The organism is Shewanella halotolerans, assembly GCF_019457535.1.
GTDB classification, from domain to species: Bacteria; Pseudomonadota; Gammaproteobacteria; order Enterobacterales; family Shewanellaceae; genus Shewanella; species Shewanella halotolerans.
Genome location: NZ_CP080417.1, coordinates 572,785 through 590,313 on the forward strand (window position 1 = coordinate 572,785; position 17,529 = coordinate 590,313).

Below are 17,529 nucleotides of genomic sequence, written 5' to 3' on the forward strand. Positions count from 1 at the left end.
GCCGAGGGATTAACATGCACAAGCTGTTAGTGTCTTAGATCAGAGATCAGATGCCACTGCCTGCGGCCCATCTCTAATATCACACCTACGGCGAGTCCGGCGGCGGTATTGATGGTCAGGCAGACGGCAGCGGTGGATAAGATCACAAAGATGCAGAAGGGTTTACCATCGAGAAAGCGTTTCGACCAGGCCAGTTGCAAGCCGGCGATTGCCAGCAGGCTCCCCAGAATCGCCAAGGGGATCAGAGATAGCACCTGGGCTATGGTATCGCCCCAGCACAGGGCGATCGCTATGCAGGTCAGGCCAAACAGGGCGGGGGCTCGCCAGCTTCTGGCGCCAAAATGGTATTGCACCGCCAGGCCACCCGCGCCGTGGCACATGGGCGTGGCGCCCAGTGGTGCCAGCAGCAGGTTTGCCCAGCCGGAGCTGGTGGCCAGTCGCCGCGGTGCGAAGCGCTTATCATCTACCAGGGCATCTTGGGGGAATTTCTCTCCGGCCATGGCTGAGGTAGCGATCACCGCATTGGTCAGGGTCAACGCCAGCTGTGGCAGTACCAGGAGTAGCGCCGCCGAGCTCCATTCATCCATATTGGGCCAGCCCAATTGCCAGTCTGTGGTGGCCGACAGGGTGAAGCTGGTGGCCGAGCCCTGGTTTGCCTGCCATAGGACGCCTAGTACCAATACCAGGGGCATGGCCAGGTAGGGAAGCGGCATGAAACGGCTCATAAACAGGGCGCTGAAGGCCAGTATGCCGATGAACCAGGTGCCGCTCATCATCTGTCCGCCCATCCAGATGAGTTGTAGGCCAATAGCTAGCTGTATGCCGATACTGATGGCGGGTGACAGCTGCCTTGCCATCCAGTTAATGGCACCGCTATAGGCCAGCAGCAAGAGTATGAGGCCCATCATGATACCGCTGGCCTGCAGCATGCCCGGTGTGAGTCCCTGGGCGATCACCAGCGCCGCAATCACCTTCATCGGTTGTACCGGAATGGGTCTGCGATAGAAGTAGGCGGCAAAGAGGGCGAACAGGCCGAAGCCGAGAAAGATCCCTTGAGGGGAGAAGTGGTTGATGGCGATAAGGCCGAGTACCAGTGGCAGAAAGGTGCCGAGGTCGGCGAAGGCGCCGCTGAATTCTCCTATGTGTTTGTTTAGCTGGCTAACGTCTTGGGTGTTACATCTCATATTACTTGCCGTGGGAAATCATCACTCATTTCATGGCAAATTTAATGCCATGTTTTTTGTAGGCTTTTATGGGGAAAACCGAGGCAAAATGGGCCATTTGGCTGAAGTGGATGAGACAAGTTGTCACACTCTTGGCCGGCACTGGGACAAGAGATCTCAATATTGATTGATGCTGACTTTTTATGAAGTCTGCGCTAGCAGTGAATTTTTGGCTGCTTGTGGCTGTAAGTATCCCGCTTCTGACAAACGAACAGTGATTAAGTCAGGGGAGAAACGCTGTTTGTTAAATTGGGACTAGGGTCTTTGCTGTAGATCGGGTGTTGAGCCACTAATGTTTTATCGGCACAAGGCCCGTAAACGGGCCTTGTGATTGCGTCAGAGTTGGTTGTGCATATCGTTTAAGGCGTTGTGTAGCAGGTCGTCATCATGGGCACAGGCATGCTGATCGTCTCTGGGATCGTCGATATCCACAAGCGATGGATGAGGCTTCTCTTTCTCATGCTCCTCCAGCAGCGGGTTGTCGAACTGATCCGCCTGAGTCAGGGTGAGATCGTCGGCGTCGAAGTGCTCCGTGGCCATCAACGGCGTATCCAGATCCGGCTGAGGCTTAGTGTGACTCTCGACTTGCGCCAGATCCTGCTGACTCAGCCCCACCATCTGTAGATAGTGGTCCACGGGGGCGAGCACCGCAGCCATAGCTGGGCGGGTGTCCGCCTCTGTATGGGAGGGTTCGGTGCTACTCGCCGCTAGCTCATGGGGCTGGCTATGCACCGGCTTGTCATCCAGATCTGCAGCATGCTTATCCTCTTCCTTGCCTTCGTCCATCGGGATGACAATCACCTGGGCATCATCGATCGCATCTTGGTCGCCATCCCATTGGGTAGCATCGTGCAGCTCAGGCGGCGGTGGCGGCGGGGCAGGGCTAGTGGTGACAGGGGTGACCGTCATATCTACCAACTGGGTTGATAGTTGGTTGTGACCACTGTGACCGTGAACATAGGTGATATCCAGATTCACTTCCACATCCACATTGGAGGAGTGGCTGTCGTGATAGAGGATATGGAAGATATCGTGATGGGTTTCAGACATGGTTTCGCCTGCCCAATGGGTGCCACCAGCTGCTTTGTCGCCCGGTGTTGGTGCCTGATTATAGACATAGTCGACGTGGCCGGTATCTGGATCTATGGTCAGTGTGCCGTATTGGCCCCTAAGGCTCAGGGTGGGATGACCATGACCGTCATCGATCGCCCAGGCGCCAGTGGTAGGGGCGTTGGGTGTAAGCTGTTGCAGTAACGGCGGCGCAATCAGATCGCCCGAAATGTGGGAGCCAATGGCGCCCGTCCCCGTTGGCGTAGGCGGCGTGAGAAAACTCATGCTGGGTATGGGGTTAGCGTGGTCGACCACATACAGGGGGCTGCTCATCTGGGCGTGATTACCCGCCATGTCGCTGACCATGGCCTTGATCTCCAGGTTCCCGCCCGGCAAGGCATCGACCTCGGCGGCGCTTAGCTGGGTGCTCCAGCAACCGTTATGCACATTGGCATGGTATTGCTGCCCACCGATGGAAACGGTCACCCTCTGCCCCTCTTCGACATTAGTGACCGTGCCGCTGATGGTGAGGGGTTGATGATGCTCGCCGGCCTGTAGCATGTTGTCGCCGGCGATGGGGTTCATGTCTATGCTTGCCTGGGTATCGACTAGGTATTGATGGCTCTCTGTGGCGCTTCCCTGGTTGCCGGCAACATCTGTGGTGATCAGGGAGGCATTGATCTCATGGGCGCCTGCCAGCGTGCTGCCGGGCACCTGCACGCTGAAATGCCCCTGACAGTCCACCTGTCCCTGATAGGTTTGTTGTCCTATGGCTAGGGTGATTGCTGTACCTGCGGGGACTTCGCTGTTGACGCTGCCCGTGACCGCTATGCTTCTGCCTGCCTCGGCGGCATTGACCAGATTGTCTGGCGTGATGGCGTCGAGTCGTATCTGGGGAAGCGGCGCCTGATTATCCAGCTCAAAGTCGAGCTGGGTGTGGGGCGATGCGTGGCCGAAGGCGTCGGTCTGACGCACCCACAGCTGGTTATGGCCCTGCACTGGGGTAAATTGCGACTGCCAATGCTGTCCACCGTCGACTGAATATTCCACCTGCATGCCCGCGAGCTGGCCACCTATGGTCAGGCTGGCGTCTGTGGTGATGCCATCACTGCTCGACAGGCCGGTATCATGGGTCAGCGCCAGGGTAAGGGGCGGTATTTGGGTGTTGAGGCTGAGCGGCGAGCCGTTAAATTGGCTGCTAGTGGCCGAAGCTTGATTGCCCGCTAAGTCTTGCCCGCGCACGCTGATGGTAAGTTCGCCATCGGGCAGCGATGAGAGGTCGATATGTTCGAAATTAATATATTGATGATCGGGATGACTCACGCTGCCACCTATGGCGCCGTGATGTTGAGGGTTGATCACCAGGGGTTGACCGCCGCCACTGCTGCTGATCACCAGCTGAGTCAGCTCGCTATCCTTGGGCAGGTAGACCTGCACCATCAGCTCCCCCTGGCCATTCAGGGAGGCGCTATGCACGGCTATGTCTGTCTGGGTGTCGATTGTGAGCGCCAGCGGTGTGGCCTGCACCGCTTGTTGACTGCCGGGAGCCTGGGCACTGGCAGTGAGCTGGTGCGCGCCCTCGCTCAGGCCGTTGAGTGCGACGCTGTAGTGCCCTTGGGCATCGCTTAACACACTGGTGAGCTTGTTGCCCTGCTCATAGAGGGTGACCAGGGAGAAGGGGATGTCCGTCTGCCCTTCGATCACAGGGTGGGTGTCATGGGTGATACCGTCGCTGTCGGAGGCCCCTGTATCGCTGCCATGACTCAGTGCGAGAGTAATGGCGTTGCCTATGGTCTGTGTCGGGGGCAGCTGTGGCCTAGTGTCTGCCAGCTGCGATGGGCTGGTGACTGTGGTATGCAATTGGGGTTGTAAGCCTGCGCCTGTTGGCGCGGTGAGGCTAACCCTGGCATCGAAGCTGATAAATTTGGTCTCGCTGCCGCCATGGTTGTCACTGACCTGCACCTCGAAGGTGTCTGTGCCTTGGTACTGACCGCTGGCCTTGTCGTAATGCATGCCGGCGACGCTCTGATTGAGGTGGTAGCTGTAGGCGCCTGTGTCTGGGTCGACAACCAGGGTACCAAATTGTCCCGTTTGTTGGGCAACCGAGAAGCTGTGGCTGTCTTGGCTGTCTGGGTCTTGTACCGTGAGATGCCCAGTGGTGCTGGAGAGCTGCGCCACGCCAAGCATAGGGGCATCGTTGGTGCCTGTTATCTTGATGACGATATCCTGCGCCGTGCCATCCAAGGTATAGACTCTGTGGGTAACCAAGACCTCCTGATGTTCGCTCAGCTCTTGTAGCCTGGCGTTGTCGACGTCGTAGGTCCAGCTGCCATCGGCGCCGATATGCAGACTGCCGCCGAAGGGGTCGTCCACTTGTGTCGCCGTGCCCGCTTGGAAGGCCGCCTGTCCCGCATCGGGATCCTGCACATTGAGCTGGCCCGAGATAGCAATCTGGTTGTGGGCGTCCTGATGGTGATCTTCGACGAGCTCGCCCCAGGTATCGCCTGAGATCTGGGCTTGGTCACTCACCGCCGCCAGTGTGGTGCTGGCGCCTGTGTGAGTCACTCCGCCGTGAGCATCTTTGACATCGTAGGTAAAATGCACCGCACCGTTGTAGTCTTTGTCGGGGGTGAAGGTATAGGTGCCATCTTGGTTGTCTCGAATGGAGCCATGGTCGGCGATAAGGTTTGCGACGGTAAGCTGGCCTTGGTCGTTATTATCAATATCGGTTGCATGCGCCAGCAAATCAGACGCAGTAATGGTTTGAACAGTGTCTTCCTTGCCTGAGTTTAACTGCACCTCACTTGATACTGTCGGGGCATCATTAGTGCCGTGGATGGTAATGACGATATCGTGGGTGGTGCCATCTTTAGAGTGCACCGTCACGGTATCCGTTAAGGTTTCGCCTTTACCTAAGTGCTGGATTTCAGGTTTGCGGTTATCTATGTAGTAATTCCAGTTCCCTTTTGGGTCAATTGCCAATTGTCCACCCAGCGATGAAGAATAAGGTCGCCACTCTGGGTGCATTGCTGCCGAGATAAGAGTTTTGAATTCAAAGCCACTTTCTCCTGCATCAGGGTCTATAGCCTGAAGTGTGCCACGTGCTTCAAGCTTATAGGCGTAGTTCCCTTGCACAGGGGCATGAGGATGAAGATCTTCGGTGACAGAGCCGGTATCGGTTCCTGTAATTATTGCTGCGTCGTTGACAGCTGCCAGTGTGGTGCTGGCGCCTGTGTGAGTCACTCCGCCGTGAGCATCTTTGACATCGTAGGTAAAATGCACCGCACCGTTGTAGTCTTTGTCGGGGGTGAAGGTATAGGTGCCATCTTGGTTGTCTCGAATGGAGCCATGGTCGGCGATAAGGTTTGCGACGGTAAGCTGGCCTTGGTCGTTATTATCAATATCGGTTGCATGCGCCAGCAAATCAGACGCAGTAATGGTTTGAACAGTGTCTTCCTTGCCTGAGTTTAACTGCACCTCACTTGATACTGTCGGGGCATCATTAGTGCCGTGGATGGTAATGACGATATCGTGGGTGGTGCCATCTTTAGAGTGCACCGTCACGGTATCCGTTAAGGTTTCGCCTTTACCTAAGTGCTGGATTTCAGGTTTGCGGTTATCTATGTAGTAATTCCAGTTCCCTTTTGGGTCAATTGCCAATTGTCCACCCAGCGATGAAGAATAAGGTCGCCACTCTGGGTGCATTGCTGCCGAGATAAGAGTTTTGAATTCAAAGCCACTTTCTCCTGCATCAGGGTCTATAGCCTGAAGTGTGCCACGTGCTTCAAGCTTATAGGCGTAGTTCCCTTGCACAGGGGCATGAGGATGAAGATCTTCGGTGACAGAGCCGGTATCGGTTCCTGTAATTATTGCTGCGTCGTTGACAGCTGCTAATGTAGTGCTTGCGCCAGTGTGAGCCGTACCACCGTGGGCATCTTTCACATCGTAAGTAAAATGCACCTCGCCGTTGTAGTCCTTATCTGGCGTGAAGGTGAAACTGCCGTCGGGGTTGCTGGTAATAGTTCCATGATCGGCATGCAGGTTGGCGACTGTAAGTTGCCCGGCGTCGTTGTCATCGACATCAGTGACATTGGCGAGCAGCTGGGTCTGGGTGATGGTGAAGGCGTGGTCTTCCAATCCAGCTGGGAGTATCTGGGTGGCGCTAACCACCGGGGCATCGTTGGTGCCCTCTAGGGTGATCTTGATATCTTTACTCGTGCCATCGGTGCTGTAGACGCGATAGACGACCTGCTCAAACTGCCCCTTACCTAAATGCTGAAGGGCGTCATTTGAGACCACATATTGCCACACCCCGTGCTTCTCGATATCCAGGCTGCCACCGAAGGGATCTGAGATCGCCTGAGCGTCGTGAGTCGCCCGGAAATAGCTCTCTCCCTTGTCTGGATCATGGACGTCCAGGGAACCCGTATAGTGCAGGGTATGGTGCGCATCACCTGCAGGATAATGGTCTTCCTTCAAGTAGCCCTTGTCTTCTCCCGTGATGACGGCGGCATCATCTTGTCCTGAGATCTTGATGATGATCTGCTGCTCAGTGCCATCCAGGCTATGTACCGTCAGATTTTCGTTGAGTGACTCGCCGGATTTGAGCCCTTGAATAGCGGCCTGGGAGTTGTCGGCCGTGTAGGTCCAGTGGCCCAAATCATTGATTGTGAGGGTGCCATATTGGCCCTGTAGGCTGGTGGCGACAAATTGCGCCTCGCCATGATCGGCGTCGGTGACTGTCAGCGCGCCATCCACCCTGAGCTGGCCCAGGTAGAGGTCTCTATCTTCGGTCACGCTGGCTGTCGCCGCGCCGCCAATCACTGCTTTGTCGTCGGTGCCATTGATGGTGACGGTCACCTTTTGCGCTGTGCCATCGATGCTGTGAACAAACAGAGTCTCGGTGAGTGATTCACCGGATTTAAGCCCTTGAATAGCGGCCTGGGAGTTGTCGGCCGTGTAGGTCCAGTGGCCCAAATCATTGATTGTGAGGGTGCCATATTGGCCCTGTAGGCTGGTGGCGACAAATTGCGCCTCGCCATGATCGGCGTCGGTGACTGTCAGCGCGCCATCGACCCTGAGTTGTCCCTGATAGAGGTCTTTGTCCTCATTAACAATTCCTGTTGCAGTACCGCCAATTACCGCCCTGTCGTCTGTGCCGTTTATGGTCACAGTGATCTTCTGCTCTGTGCCATCGACTGAGTGCACCAGCAAGGTGTCAGTGAGTGACTCGCCCGATTTCAGCCCCTGAATAGCGGTTTGAGCGTTGTCGGTGGTGTAGGTCCAGTGGCCATTTGAATCAATCGACAAGGTACCAAATTGACCTTGTAGTGAGGTTGCTTGGAACTGCGTTTGACCACTGTCCGCATCGGTGGCGGTGAGCGCACCATCGACCCTCAGTTGTCCCTGATAGAGGTCTTTGTCTTCGGTAACCGTCCCCGTGGCTGCGCCAGTAATCACTGCTTTGTCGTCGGTGCCATTGATGGTGACGGTCACCTTTTGCGCTGTGCCATCGATGCTGTGAACAAACAGAGTCTCGGTGAGTGATTCACCGGATTTGAGCCCTTGAATAGCGGCCTGAGAGTTGTCGGCCGTGTAGGTCCAGTGGCCATTTGAGTCAATCGACAGTGTGCCAAATTGACCTTGTAAACTAGTTGTCAGGAACTGCGCTTGACCACTATCGGCATCGGTTACCGTGAGTGCTCCGTCAACACGCAATTGGCCTTGGTAGAGATCTTTGTCTTCGGTAACCGCCCCCGTGGCTGCGCCAGCAATCACTGCTTTGTCGTCGGTGCCATTGATGGTGACGGTGACCTTCTGCTCTGTGCCATCGACTGAGTGCACCAGTAAGGTGTCAGTGAGTGATTCGCCGGACTTGAGCCCTTGAATAGCGGTTTGAGCGTTATCGGCCGTATAGGTCCAGTGGCCATTTGAATCAATCGACAAGGTACCAAATTGACCTTGTAAACTAGTTGCCTGGAACTGCGCTTGACCGCTATCGGCATCGGTTACCGTCAGCGCGCCATCGACTCTCAGCAGGCCCAGGTAGAGGTCTCTGTCTTCGGTCACGCTGGCTGTCGCCGTGCCGCCAATGACCGCTTTATCGTCGGTACCATGGATGGTGACGGTGACTTTCTGTTCTGTGCCATCGACTGAGTGCACCAGCAAGGTGTCAGTGAGTGACTCGCCCGATTTCAGCCCCTGAATGGCAGCCTGGGAGTTGTCGGCCGTGTAGGTCCAATGGCCATTTGAATCAATCGACAAGGTACCAAATTGACCTTGTAAACTAGTTGCTTGGAACTGAGCTTGACCACTGTCCGCATCGGTGACCGTCAGCGCACCATCGACGTGGAGCAGACCCTGGTAAAGGTCTTTGTCCTCGGTCACTGTGCCCGTTGCACTGCCGCCAATCATCGCCTTGTCGTCTGTGCCGTTTATGGTGACGGTGACTTTCTGCGCTGTGCCATCGATGCTGTGAACAAACAGAGTCTCTGTGAGCGACTCACCGGACTTTAGCCCCTGAATAGCGGCCTGAGAGTTGTCGGCCGTGTAGGTCCAGTGGCCGAGATCGTTGATGGTCAAAGTGCCGTATTGGCCTTGCAGGCTAGTGGCGACAAATTGCGCCTCGCCATGATCGGCATCTGTGACCGTCAGCGCGCCGTCCACCCTGAGCTGTCCCTGGTAGAGGTCTCTGTCCTCATTCACAATCCCCGTTGCAGTACCGCCAATTACCGCCCTGTCGTCTGTGCCATTGATGGTGACAATTACCTTCTGTTCTGTGCCATCGACGCTGTGAACCAGCAATGTATCCGTTAATGACTCACCCGTTTTTAAGCCTTGAATGGCGGTCTGTGAGTTATCGGCGGTGTAGGTCCAGTAGCCATTTGAGTCAATCGACAAGGTACCAAATTGACCTTGTAAACTAGTTGCCTGGAACTGAGCTTGACCACTGTCCGCATCGGTGACGGTGAGCGCGCCATCGATGCGGAGTTGTCCCTGATACAGGTCTTTGTCTTCGGTCACTGTGCCCGTGGCCGTGCCGCCAATTACCGCCTTGTCGTCTGTGCCATTGATGGTGACGGTGACCTTCTGCGCTGCGCCATCGATGCTGTGAACAAACAGAGTCTCTGTGAGTGACTGACCGGACTTGAGCCCCTGTATCGCATTTTGTGAGTTATCTGCTGTGTAGCTCCAGTGGCCGAGATCGTTGATGGTCAAAGTGCCGTATTGGCCCTGTAGGCTGGTGGCAACAAACTGGTTTTGGCCGCTGTCGGCATCGGTCACCGTGAGCGCGCCATCCACCCTGAGTTGTCCCTGGTAGAGGTTTCTGTCTTCATTAACAATCCCCGTTGCAGTACCGCCAATTACCGCCTTGTCGTCTGTGCCATTGATGGTGACGGTCACCTTTTGCGCTGTGCCGTCAACGCTGCGAACAAACAGGGTCTCGGTGAGGGACTCGCCAGACTTGAGCCCCTGAATGGCGGCCTGGGAGTTGTCGGCCGTGTAGATCCAGTGGCCATTTGAATCAATCGACAAGGTACCAAATTGACCTTGTAAACTAGTTGCCTGGAACTGCGCTTGACCGCTATCGGCATCGGTTACCGTGAGCGCGCCGTCCACTCTCAGTTGTCCCTGGTAGAGGTCTTTGTCTTCGGTCACAGTCCCAGTGGCCGTGCCGCCAATTACCGCTTTGTCGTCTGTGCCGTTAATGGTGACAATTACCTTCTGCTCCGCGCCATCGACGCTGTGAACAAACAAGGTTTCTGTGAGGGACTCGCCGGATTTGAGCCCCTGAATGGCGGCCTGGGCGTTATCGGCGGTGTAGGTCCAGTGGCCAAGGTCGTTGATGGTAAGGGTGCCATATTGGCCCTGTAGGCTGGTGGCGACAAATTGCGCCTCGCCATGATCGGCGTCGGTGACTGTCAGCGCGCCATCCACCCTGAGCTGGCCCAGGTAGAGGTCTCTGTCTTCGGTCACGCTGGCTGTCGCCGCGCCGCCAATCACCGCCTTGTCGTCGGTGCCATTGATGGTGACGGTCACCTTCTGCTCTGTGCCATCGATGCTGTGAACAAATAGAGTCTCGGTGAGTGACTCACCGGATTTGAGCCCCTGAATGGCTGTTTGAGAGTTATCCGCGCTGTAGGTCCAGTGGCCGAGATCGTTGATGGTGAGGGTGCCGTATTGCCCTTGGAGTGTGGTGGCAATGAAGTGATTGTCGCCGCCATCGGGATCGATCACCGTCAGTTGCCCAGATGTCTGTAGCTGTCCGGCGACCAGGTCTCTGTCTTCTGTTACTAAGCCGCTGGCCATGCCATGGATGATGGCTCGCTGATCTGCGCCGTGAACTTCTATGGTCACTATCTGGCTGACGGGTTGTCCCGAGCTGTCGGTTGCCGTGACTCTGAAGGTTTCCGTGGCCACCTGGCCCGCATGTAGGGAGAGGGTGTTGGGCGAGCTATTATCGAGCCGATACTGCCAGACACCTGTATCTGGGTCGATCACCAGCTCGCCATAGACGCCTGATGAGTGGGGCACGGCCCAATGGACGCCGTCTCCCGAGTCGGGATCTGTGGCGATCAATTGCCCCGATACCCGATCAACCGAGCCCAGCTCGTTGAGGCTGGCGTGATGGACGCCGGAGATCACCGGCAGATCGTTACTGCCCTCGACGGCGACGCAAATGACGCTGCTGACTCTGTTACCCAAATTGTCTGTGGCCGTAATGGTAAAGGTTTCGTTGTGGTGCTCGCCTTCGAACAGGGCATTGGTCTTGGCATCGAAGTTGTTGAGATGATAGTGCCACTCACCCGTGCTGGGATTGAGCACAAGATCGCCATATTGTCCCTTACTGGTCTCCACAGTCCAGGTGACGGCGTCCTTAGTGTCGCCGCTGGCCGCGAGTTTGCCCGATACCGTATCGATAACACTATTTTCTTTAATCGTTTGCAAATCTTGTTGACTATCAATATGTAACGGGTTTTCATGCGTGCCAGTGCCAGTGCCAGTGCCAGTGCCAGTGCCAGTGCCAGTGCCAGTGCCAGTGCCAGTGCCAGTGCCAGTGCCAGTGCCAGTGCCAGTGCCAGTGCCAGTGCCAGTGCCAGTGCCAGTGCCAGTGCCAGTGCCAGTGCCAGTGCCAGTGCCAGTGCCAGTGCCAGTGCCAGTGCCAGTGCCAGTGCCAGTGCCAGTGCCAGTGCCAGTGCCAGTGCCAGTGCCAGTGCCAGTGCCAGTGCCAGTGCCAGTGAGCGAGACCTGAGGCTCGGTAGTGGGGCGGTCAGTTGTTGGGGGCTGAGTGCCTGTTTGCTGTGTGCTTGGCTGCTGTGTCGAGCCTGTGCTCGGCTGTGGTGGCTTATGAGCTTGTGTCTCGCTACTCGTCAGGGTCACCTGAAAGGCGGGCGGCTTGCCGTCTGAGTTGAGGGCGTGGGCAAGAGGCGTCAGGTTTGGGGTCTGGGCTGTGCCTTTTTCGAAGCCGCTAAACTCCTCTATTCCCGTGGTCTGCACTGCGCGGTGGGCCAACTTGTTTTGCACCTGCGCCGCATTTGCTTGTGCTTCTGGCGTTTGAGTTTCTTGTGCCTGGGCTTCTTGTGGCTGAACCTCTTGAGACTGGCTTTGCTGTGACTGAGCCGCTGACGCCATCCTACCGTCTAATTCTGTTGAGCTTGGTGTCAGCTCTGCCTGAGCCATTGGGCCCTGATCTGCACTATTTGCCAGATCTGCGTCTAGTTGCTCTGGCTCTGCGCTTGCGCTGGCGGCCGTGTGCCAAGACTTATCCGCCACCAGATCTTGATTGAAGCGGCTCGTCGTCTTGCCATCGCGATACTCTTCGGCCTTGAGCTGCTCGACCGCCTTATCCTGCGCCCTGGCGAGACGTTTCGCCTCGCGCTCACGTCGCTGAGCCTCTGTTAACGGCTCCGGCTCGCTCGCCGGCTGCGAATTGGTTTGCGGCTTAGCCTGATTAGTAGCCTGACTAGATTCGTCCTGAGGCGACGTGTTGGGGCGCTTATCTTGGCTCATGGCGTTCTCCTAACGTTCACCAAAGGCTTCGGTCACATTGGTAAATACCGGCTTCCACAGGTACTGGAAGACTGTCTTGTCGCCTGTCACTATGTCGGCTTCTCCCGTCATGCCGGGGATCAACGCCAGCTTGTCGGGTTGGTCGCCGAAGTAGGGTTTGTCTATGGCGATCTGTACCTTGTAGAAAACGCCACCTTTCTCGTCGGCGTCCGTGCTGGGGGAGATCTTCTTCACCAGCCCATCGATGGCGCCGTAGCGGCTGTAGTCGAAGGCATCTATCTTGATGCGGGCCTTCTGTCCGACGGTGACGAAGCCTATGTCTCTTGGGGACAGCTTGGCCTCTAGCAGCGCAGTGGGTGTGGTGGGGACGATCACCGCCACGGTACCGCCTGGCTGGATCACGCTACCCGCCGAGTTGTTGGGGATAGATTGAATGATGCCATCTACCGGCGAAGTGACCCGGTTCTGCTGCACAAGGGAATCTGAGGATTTGAGACGGGCTAGAATGCCCAGCAGTTCGGCCTGGGCGTCGGTGCGTTTCTCGCCCACCTCGTTGAAGAGGCTCGCCTCTTTCTGTGCCAGCTGTTTCTCTTGATTATCTATGTTGCGTTGCAGCACGCTGCGACGCCCCTCAAGCACCTTGAGTTCACGGATATAGGCATCGAGTTTCTGTTGTGATTCCAGCATCCTGAGCTTAGAAACCGCCTGCTGCTCCTTAACCGAGTTCATCATCTTGAGGGTCTGTTCCACCGAGCGTATCTGATCTTTGAGCGGGGTGATCTCCTGTTCGATGCTGGCCAGCTCAGCCTCAGACTTGGCCACGTCAGATTCGGACAGGGCGATGATCGCCTGTTTTTCCTGATTCATGCGGGCCAGGGCGTTGATGTGTTGAGCCACTAGGGCGGGGAAGCCGAGTTGATAGGCGCTGAAGTCGGGCTCGCGCTCCTCGAGGAAGGCGGTGTATCTCTCTATCTTCAGCTCCAGGTTGGCCTGCTTGCTTTGTAGCTCCTCCTTCAGGGCCTGGCTGTCGGTGGCGACAAAGTTAGCGATCAGGTCGCCCTTCTGGACCAGGTCTCCCTCGGCGACGGCGATCGACGCCAGGGTGCCTCCAGTCTGGCTCTGGATCACTTGCCTGTGGCCCAGCGGCACCACCTGGCCCTTGGCCTTGGCGATCTCCTCTATGTTGGTGAAGATTGACCAGATCAGCAGAATGAATACGGCCGTGGCGATAAAGAAGGTGATGCGGCGAATGGCGCGCTTCTCGGCAGGCGCCTCGACGGCCTCGGTAAATTCGTGTTCAGGCCAGGAATGCTGAGTGAGTTGGCTGTCATTCATTTTGTGAGGCCTCCATGCTGGGGGTTGTGTCCTGGTGAGTTGCATTTTGTGTCGTCACACTGTCTTGGTTAGGCAGCGGGCCGGCGTAGACCACTGTGCCCTTGTCGAGGATCACCACCTTGTCGGCCAGCTGGATCAGTGCCTGGTCGTGTGTGGTGAACAGGATGGTAGTCTTGCCCTTGAGGCGTTTGAGGGTCTGGATAAAGGCCTGTCGGGCAAAGGGATTGCGATTGGCTATCGGCTCATCCATCACCAGCAGGGGAGAGCCTTTCAACAGGGCCCTTGCCAGGCTGATATAGCTGCTTTCTACCGCCGAGAACATGCTGGTGCCGCGGGAGAAGAGGTTGGCATCTATGTTCTGTTTCAGCGCCTGCAGCAGCGAGGCGCCACCGGCATCCGTGAGGGCCTGCTTGAGCTCTTCGTCACTGGCCTCTGGCTTGGCAAGGCGCAGGTTGTCCGCGAGGGTGCCGGGTAAGATCTCGCTGTTGGTGGGGCTGTAGGCGGCCCACTGACGGAAGATCTCAGGGTCGAACTGTTTCAGGTTTTTGCCGTTGACGGTGACGAAGCCGGCCTGGGGCTCGATAACCCCGATGGCGGTGAGTAGCAGCGAGGTCTTGCCGCTGCCGTTGGGGCCTATGATGGCCACCGTCTCGCCGGCTTCGATGTCGAGCGTGACCCCGGAGAGGGCGGGCTCGCTGTCTGCGCTGTATCTCAGGGTCACATGCTTAAAGGAGAGCGCCGGTGTCTGGTTGAGATTTGGCGAGTCGAGTCTGAGCTCATTGAACTCTGTGGTGACGCCCATGAAACGGTCGAACTGATCGACGGCGCCCTTAAGCAGGGTAAACTTCTGCCGCGAGGCGAAGGCCAGCTGCGCCGGGCCTGTGATCCGCCAGATCAACATGACGCAGGCGATCAGCGCCCCAGGGGTGATGCTCTGGTTGAGGACCAGGAAGATGCCGGTAAACACTGTGGCTAGGGCGGTAAACAGCCCCATGGCATGGGCCACCGCCGCGTTGAGCCCCGCGCGTTTGCTGTAGAGAAAGTTCTGCCGGCAATGTTCCCGGGCGCGGCGCATAAATTGCTCGTACCAGGCGCCACTCTCGCCGGCGCTCTTGAGCGGTAGCAGATGAGTCGAGAGCTCGTTGAGGCTGTTCTGATATTCGCCGCTGATGGTGGGCGCCGCGGCCTGGGTATACTTGTCCAGCGCCTTCATCACCAGGTAGAAGAGCAGCAACATGGCCAGCGGCACCAGCACCAGAAAGCCACTCAATAGAGTGATGGCGACGAGGGCGATGAGGGTAAAGGGCAGATCGATAAGGCCGCCTCCGCCTGGGCCGGCCACCAGGCTGCGCACCTTCTCGGCGTTGCGCATCCTGGCGATATGGCTGGAGAGGCCGACGCGTGAGAGCAGGCTAAGGGGCATGCTCAGCAGGCGGTTGAAGGTGATGCCGGAAAGATCCCTGGCGAAGCGGTTGCTGACATTGGCCAAAGCCTGTGCCCTAAGCAGTCGACTGGCGACAAAAATCCCCAAGGCAAGGGCCGCACCTAGAGCTATGCTGGGCAGGATCTGCGGCGCCTGTCCGCCGATGACCCTGTCGTACACCGCCATGGTAAAGAGGGGAATGGCGAGGCCACTCAGGCTGGATAACAGACTCAGCCAGAAGATGGGGCGGTACCAGGGCCTGAGCTTGGCGAGATGGGAGGCGAACACGCTGCTGCTTCGGCTCTGGGCCGGCAGGCTCTCTACCAGAAACACGTGGCCGGCGCCCGGCAGCTTGTCGAGTGTGAGCCATTGATTATCTTGGTTTAAGTATTGAAAACTGTGGTTGCTGCGCCTTGCCACCATAGGCTCGCCATCCTGTGGTAGCAAGATGAAAGGGTAGACGCTGTGGACCAGGAGGTTAGCATCCAGTGCCTGCACCTTGATGCCCACATGATGCTTCTTCAGCAGAATATAGGCTTCGAGGTGGGTGAGCCTGTCGTGGAGATCGCTCTTGTCTATGTTGCTGGCCTGTACGCTAAGACCCAGCTGATGGAACAGGGCGATCAGCAGCGACTTGGGCAGATGTATCGGATCCAGGTGCTGATTCATTAGCGTGCTCCTCCTTGATCTTGGCTGGCCAGCTCGCCATGCTCGCCGAGTGCGATCTGCATGTCGCTCAGCGCCGCGACCTCATCGAAATAGGAGGCGATGACAACCGTCATCTGCCCGCGCCGCTCGGCTAACATCTGCAGCAGGCGCGCCTGGGAGTCGGCATCCAGTGAAACCATGGGCTCATCCAGCAGCAGGATAGAGGGGGACTGTGCCAGGGCCCGCACCAGGGCGATCAGCTTGATAGCCCCCTTGTTAAGCACCTGATTCTCATTGCTGCCTACCTGGGTCTGATAACCGGCTGGCAGCTGCGCCAGGGTGGCCGATAGGCCGAGTTGGTCGGCGATCAGCATGGCGCTGGCCTCACGCTCGCGGCGAAACAGCGTCATGTTGTCTAAGATGGAGCCGCTGAAGAGGCTGGCCCAGGGGGGAACATAGCAGATGGATTGACGGTACTCGAAGCCGTCATGATCCTGCTGCGGCACACCCGCGATGGCGATCTGCCCACTATCTAGCTGGTGATAGGCGCCTATGGTGCTCAGCAGCAGACTGGCATGGGTCATGGGGTTGGAGGTAACGGTGGCGATGCTGCCCGCAGGTATGGTGAGGCTGATGTTGTCGAGCCGGGCGCTGGTCTTCTCGGCGCTGACACCCTCGAAGCGGATAGGGCCTAGGGGCAGTTTCTGTTGATATCGGGTCTGGCCGTTAAAGGTCTCCTGTGGCGTCGCGACCAAAGCATTGACCTGATCCATCGCCTCCTTGGCGCTGACATATTTGGCCCTCAGGCTGCCGATGGCGCTTAAGGGGGCGACGGCGCGCCCGGCCAGGATGGAGCAGGCCGCCAAGCCGCCGGTGGTGAGGTTACCGTTGAGCACCTCGAAACAACCTATCATCACCAGGCACAGGGTGGTGGCCTGGGCGGTGCCCTGTATCAGCTCCTGGAGTTTCGCCGACAGCCAGTCGACCTCCTCCTGCTGGGCGAGGCGTTGATGATTGATCTTCTTATAGGCGTAGGTCATGCGGGACTCGAGCGCCATCGCCTTGGTAGTGGTGAGGCCCGAGAGCACCAGCATCAAGAGTCGGGTACGTTCATCCTGGCTCAGGCTTAGCTCCTTGGTGGCGAGAGAGAGCTTCTGCCCCAGTTGCCACACCCTCACGCCGGCAATTAGCCAGACGATCAGGGGGATAAACACCAGAGGCCCGCCTATGTAGGCCACCAGGGCGAGGAAGATGATCACGAAGGGGAAATCCATCAGCGCCACGGCCGCCTGGCCAGAGTAGATGTCGCGCATCGCCGCTATGCTGTGGATGCCGTGGGAGATCTTGCCAGCGCCGAGGTTCTCTATGTGATGATAATCGGCATTGAGCAGACGTTTCACCACCCGGGTGATGGTATGCAACTCATAGTTGGCCGCCGAGGCACCCAGCAGCCAGCTGCGGGCGTATCTGAGGATCAGCTCCAGCAGGATGGCGATGGCAACCCCAATCACGAGTACCGTTGCCGTTCCGTGTGCCTCGTTGGGCAAGATACGATCGTAGATCTGTAACATGGTGAAAGGCAGGGCGAGTGAAAGCAGATTGATAAACACAGAGGTGAGGAGCAGTTCGTTGAACGACTGATTCTGTGCGAGCAAACGAAAGGTTTTAACCATCTATGCCGTCCCTTGGAATAATTGGTGATTAAACAAGAGTGTAGTTCAATGTTGCTAGGACTAAAGCTAGCATCTAAGACAAGGGTTAGATATAAGACAAATTTCTATACTTTTGATTTAGCTGCAAAGCTTGCTTCATCATCATTTTGAGCAGTGGGCAGGCGTT

General features: G+C 57.1%; 5 protein-coding genes. All 5 read right to left on the reverse strand.

Annotation, left to right across the window (positions count from 1 at the left end; all coding sequences use genetic code 11):
- Positions 1–26 precede the first annotated feature (26 nt).
- A complete protein-coding gene (locus K0H81_RS02635) occupies positions 27–1,184 on the reverse strand; it encodes a putative sulfate/molybdate transporter (protein ID WP_220059798.1) in 1,158 nt (385 codons plus the stop codon).
- 375 nt (positions 1,185–1,559) lie between these two features.
- Positions 1,560–12,284 (reverse strand): VCBS domain-containing protein, encoded by a 10,725-nt coding sequence (locus tag K0H81_RS02640; RefSeq protein WP_220059799.1) that lies wholly within the window; start codon positions 12,282–12,284, stop codon positions 1,560–1,562.
- 9 nt (positions 12,285–12,293) lie between these two features.
- Entirely contained in the window at positions 12,294–13,619 is a 1,326-nt protein-coding gene (locus tag K0H81_RS02645; protein ID WP_220059800.1) for an HlyD family type I secretion periplasmic adaptor subunit, read from the reverse strand.
- A complete protein-coding gene (locus K0H81_RS02650) occupies positions 13,612–15,711 on the reverse strand; it encodes a peptidase domain-containing ABC transporter (RefSeq protein WP_220059801.1) in 2,100 nt (699 codons plus the stop codon). Before K0H81_RS02650 ends, K0H81_RS02645 begins: the two co-directional genes overlap by 8 nt.
- Positions 15,711–17,363, reverse strand: a complete 1,653-nt coding sequence (locus tag K0H81_RS02655) for an ABC transporter transmembrane domain-containing protein (protein WP_220059802.1) — start codon at positions 17,361–17,363, stop codon at positions 15,711–15,713. Before K0H81_RS02655 ends, K0H81_RS02650 begins: the two co-directional genes overlap by 1 nt.
- Between the last annotated feature and the right edge of the window lie 166 nt (positions 17,364–17,529).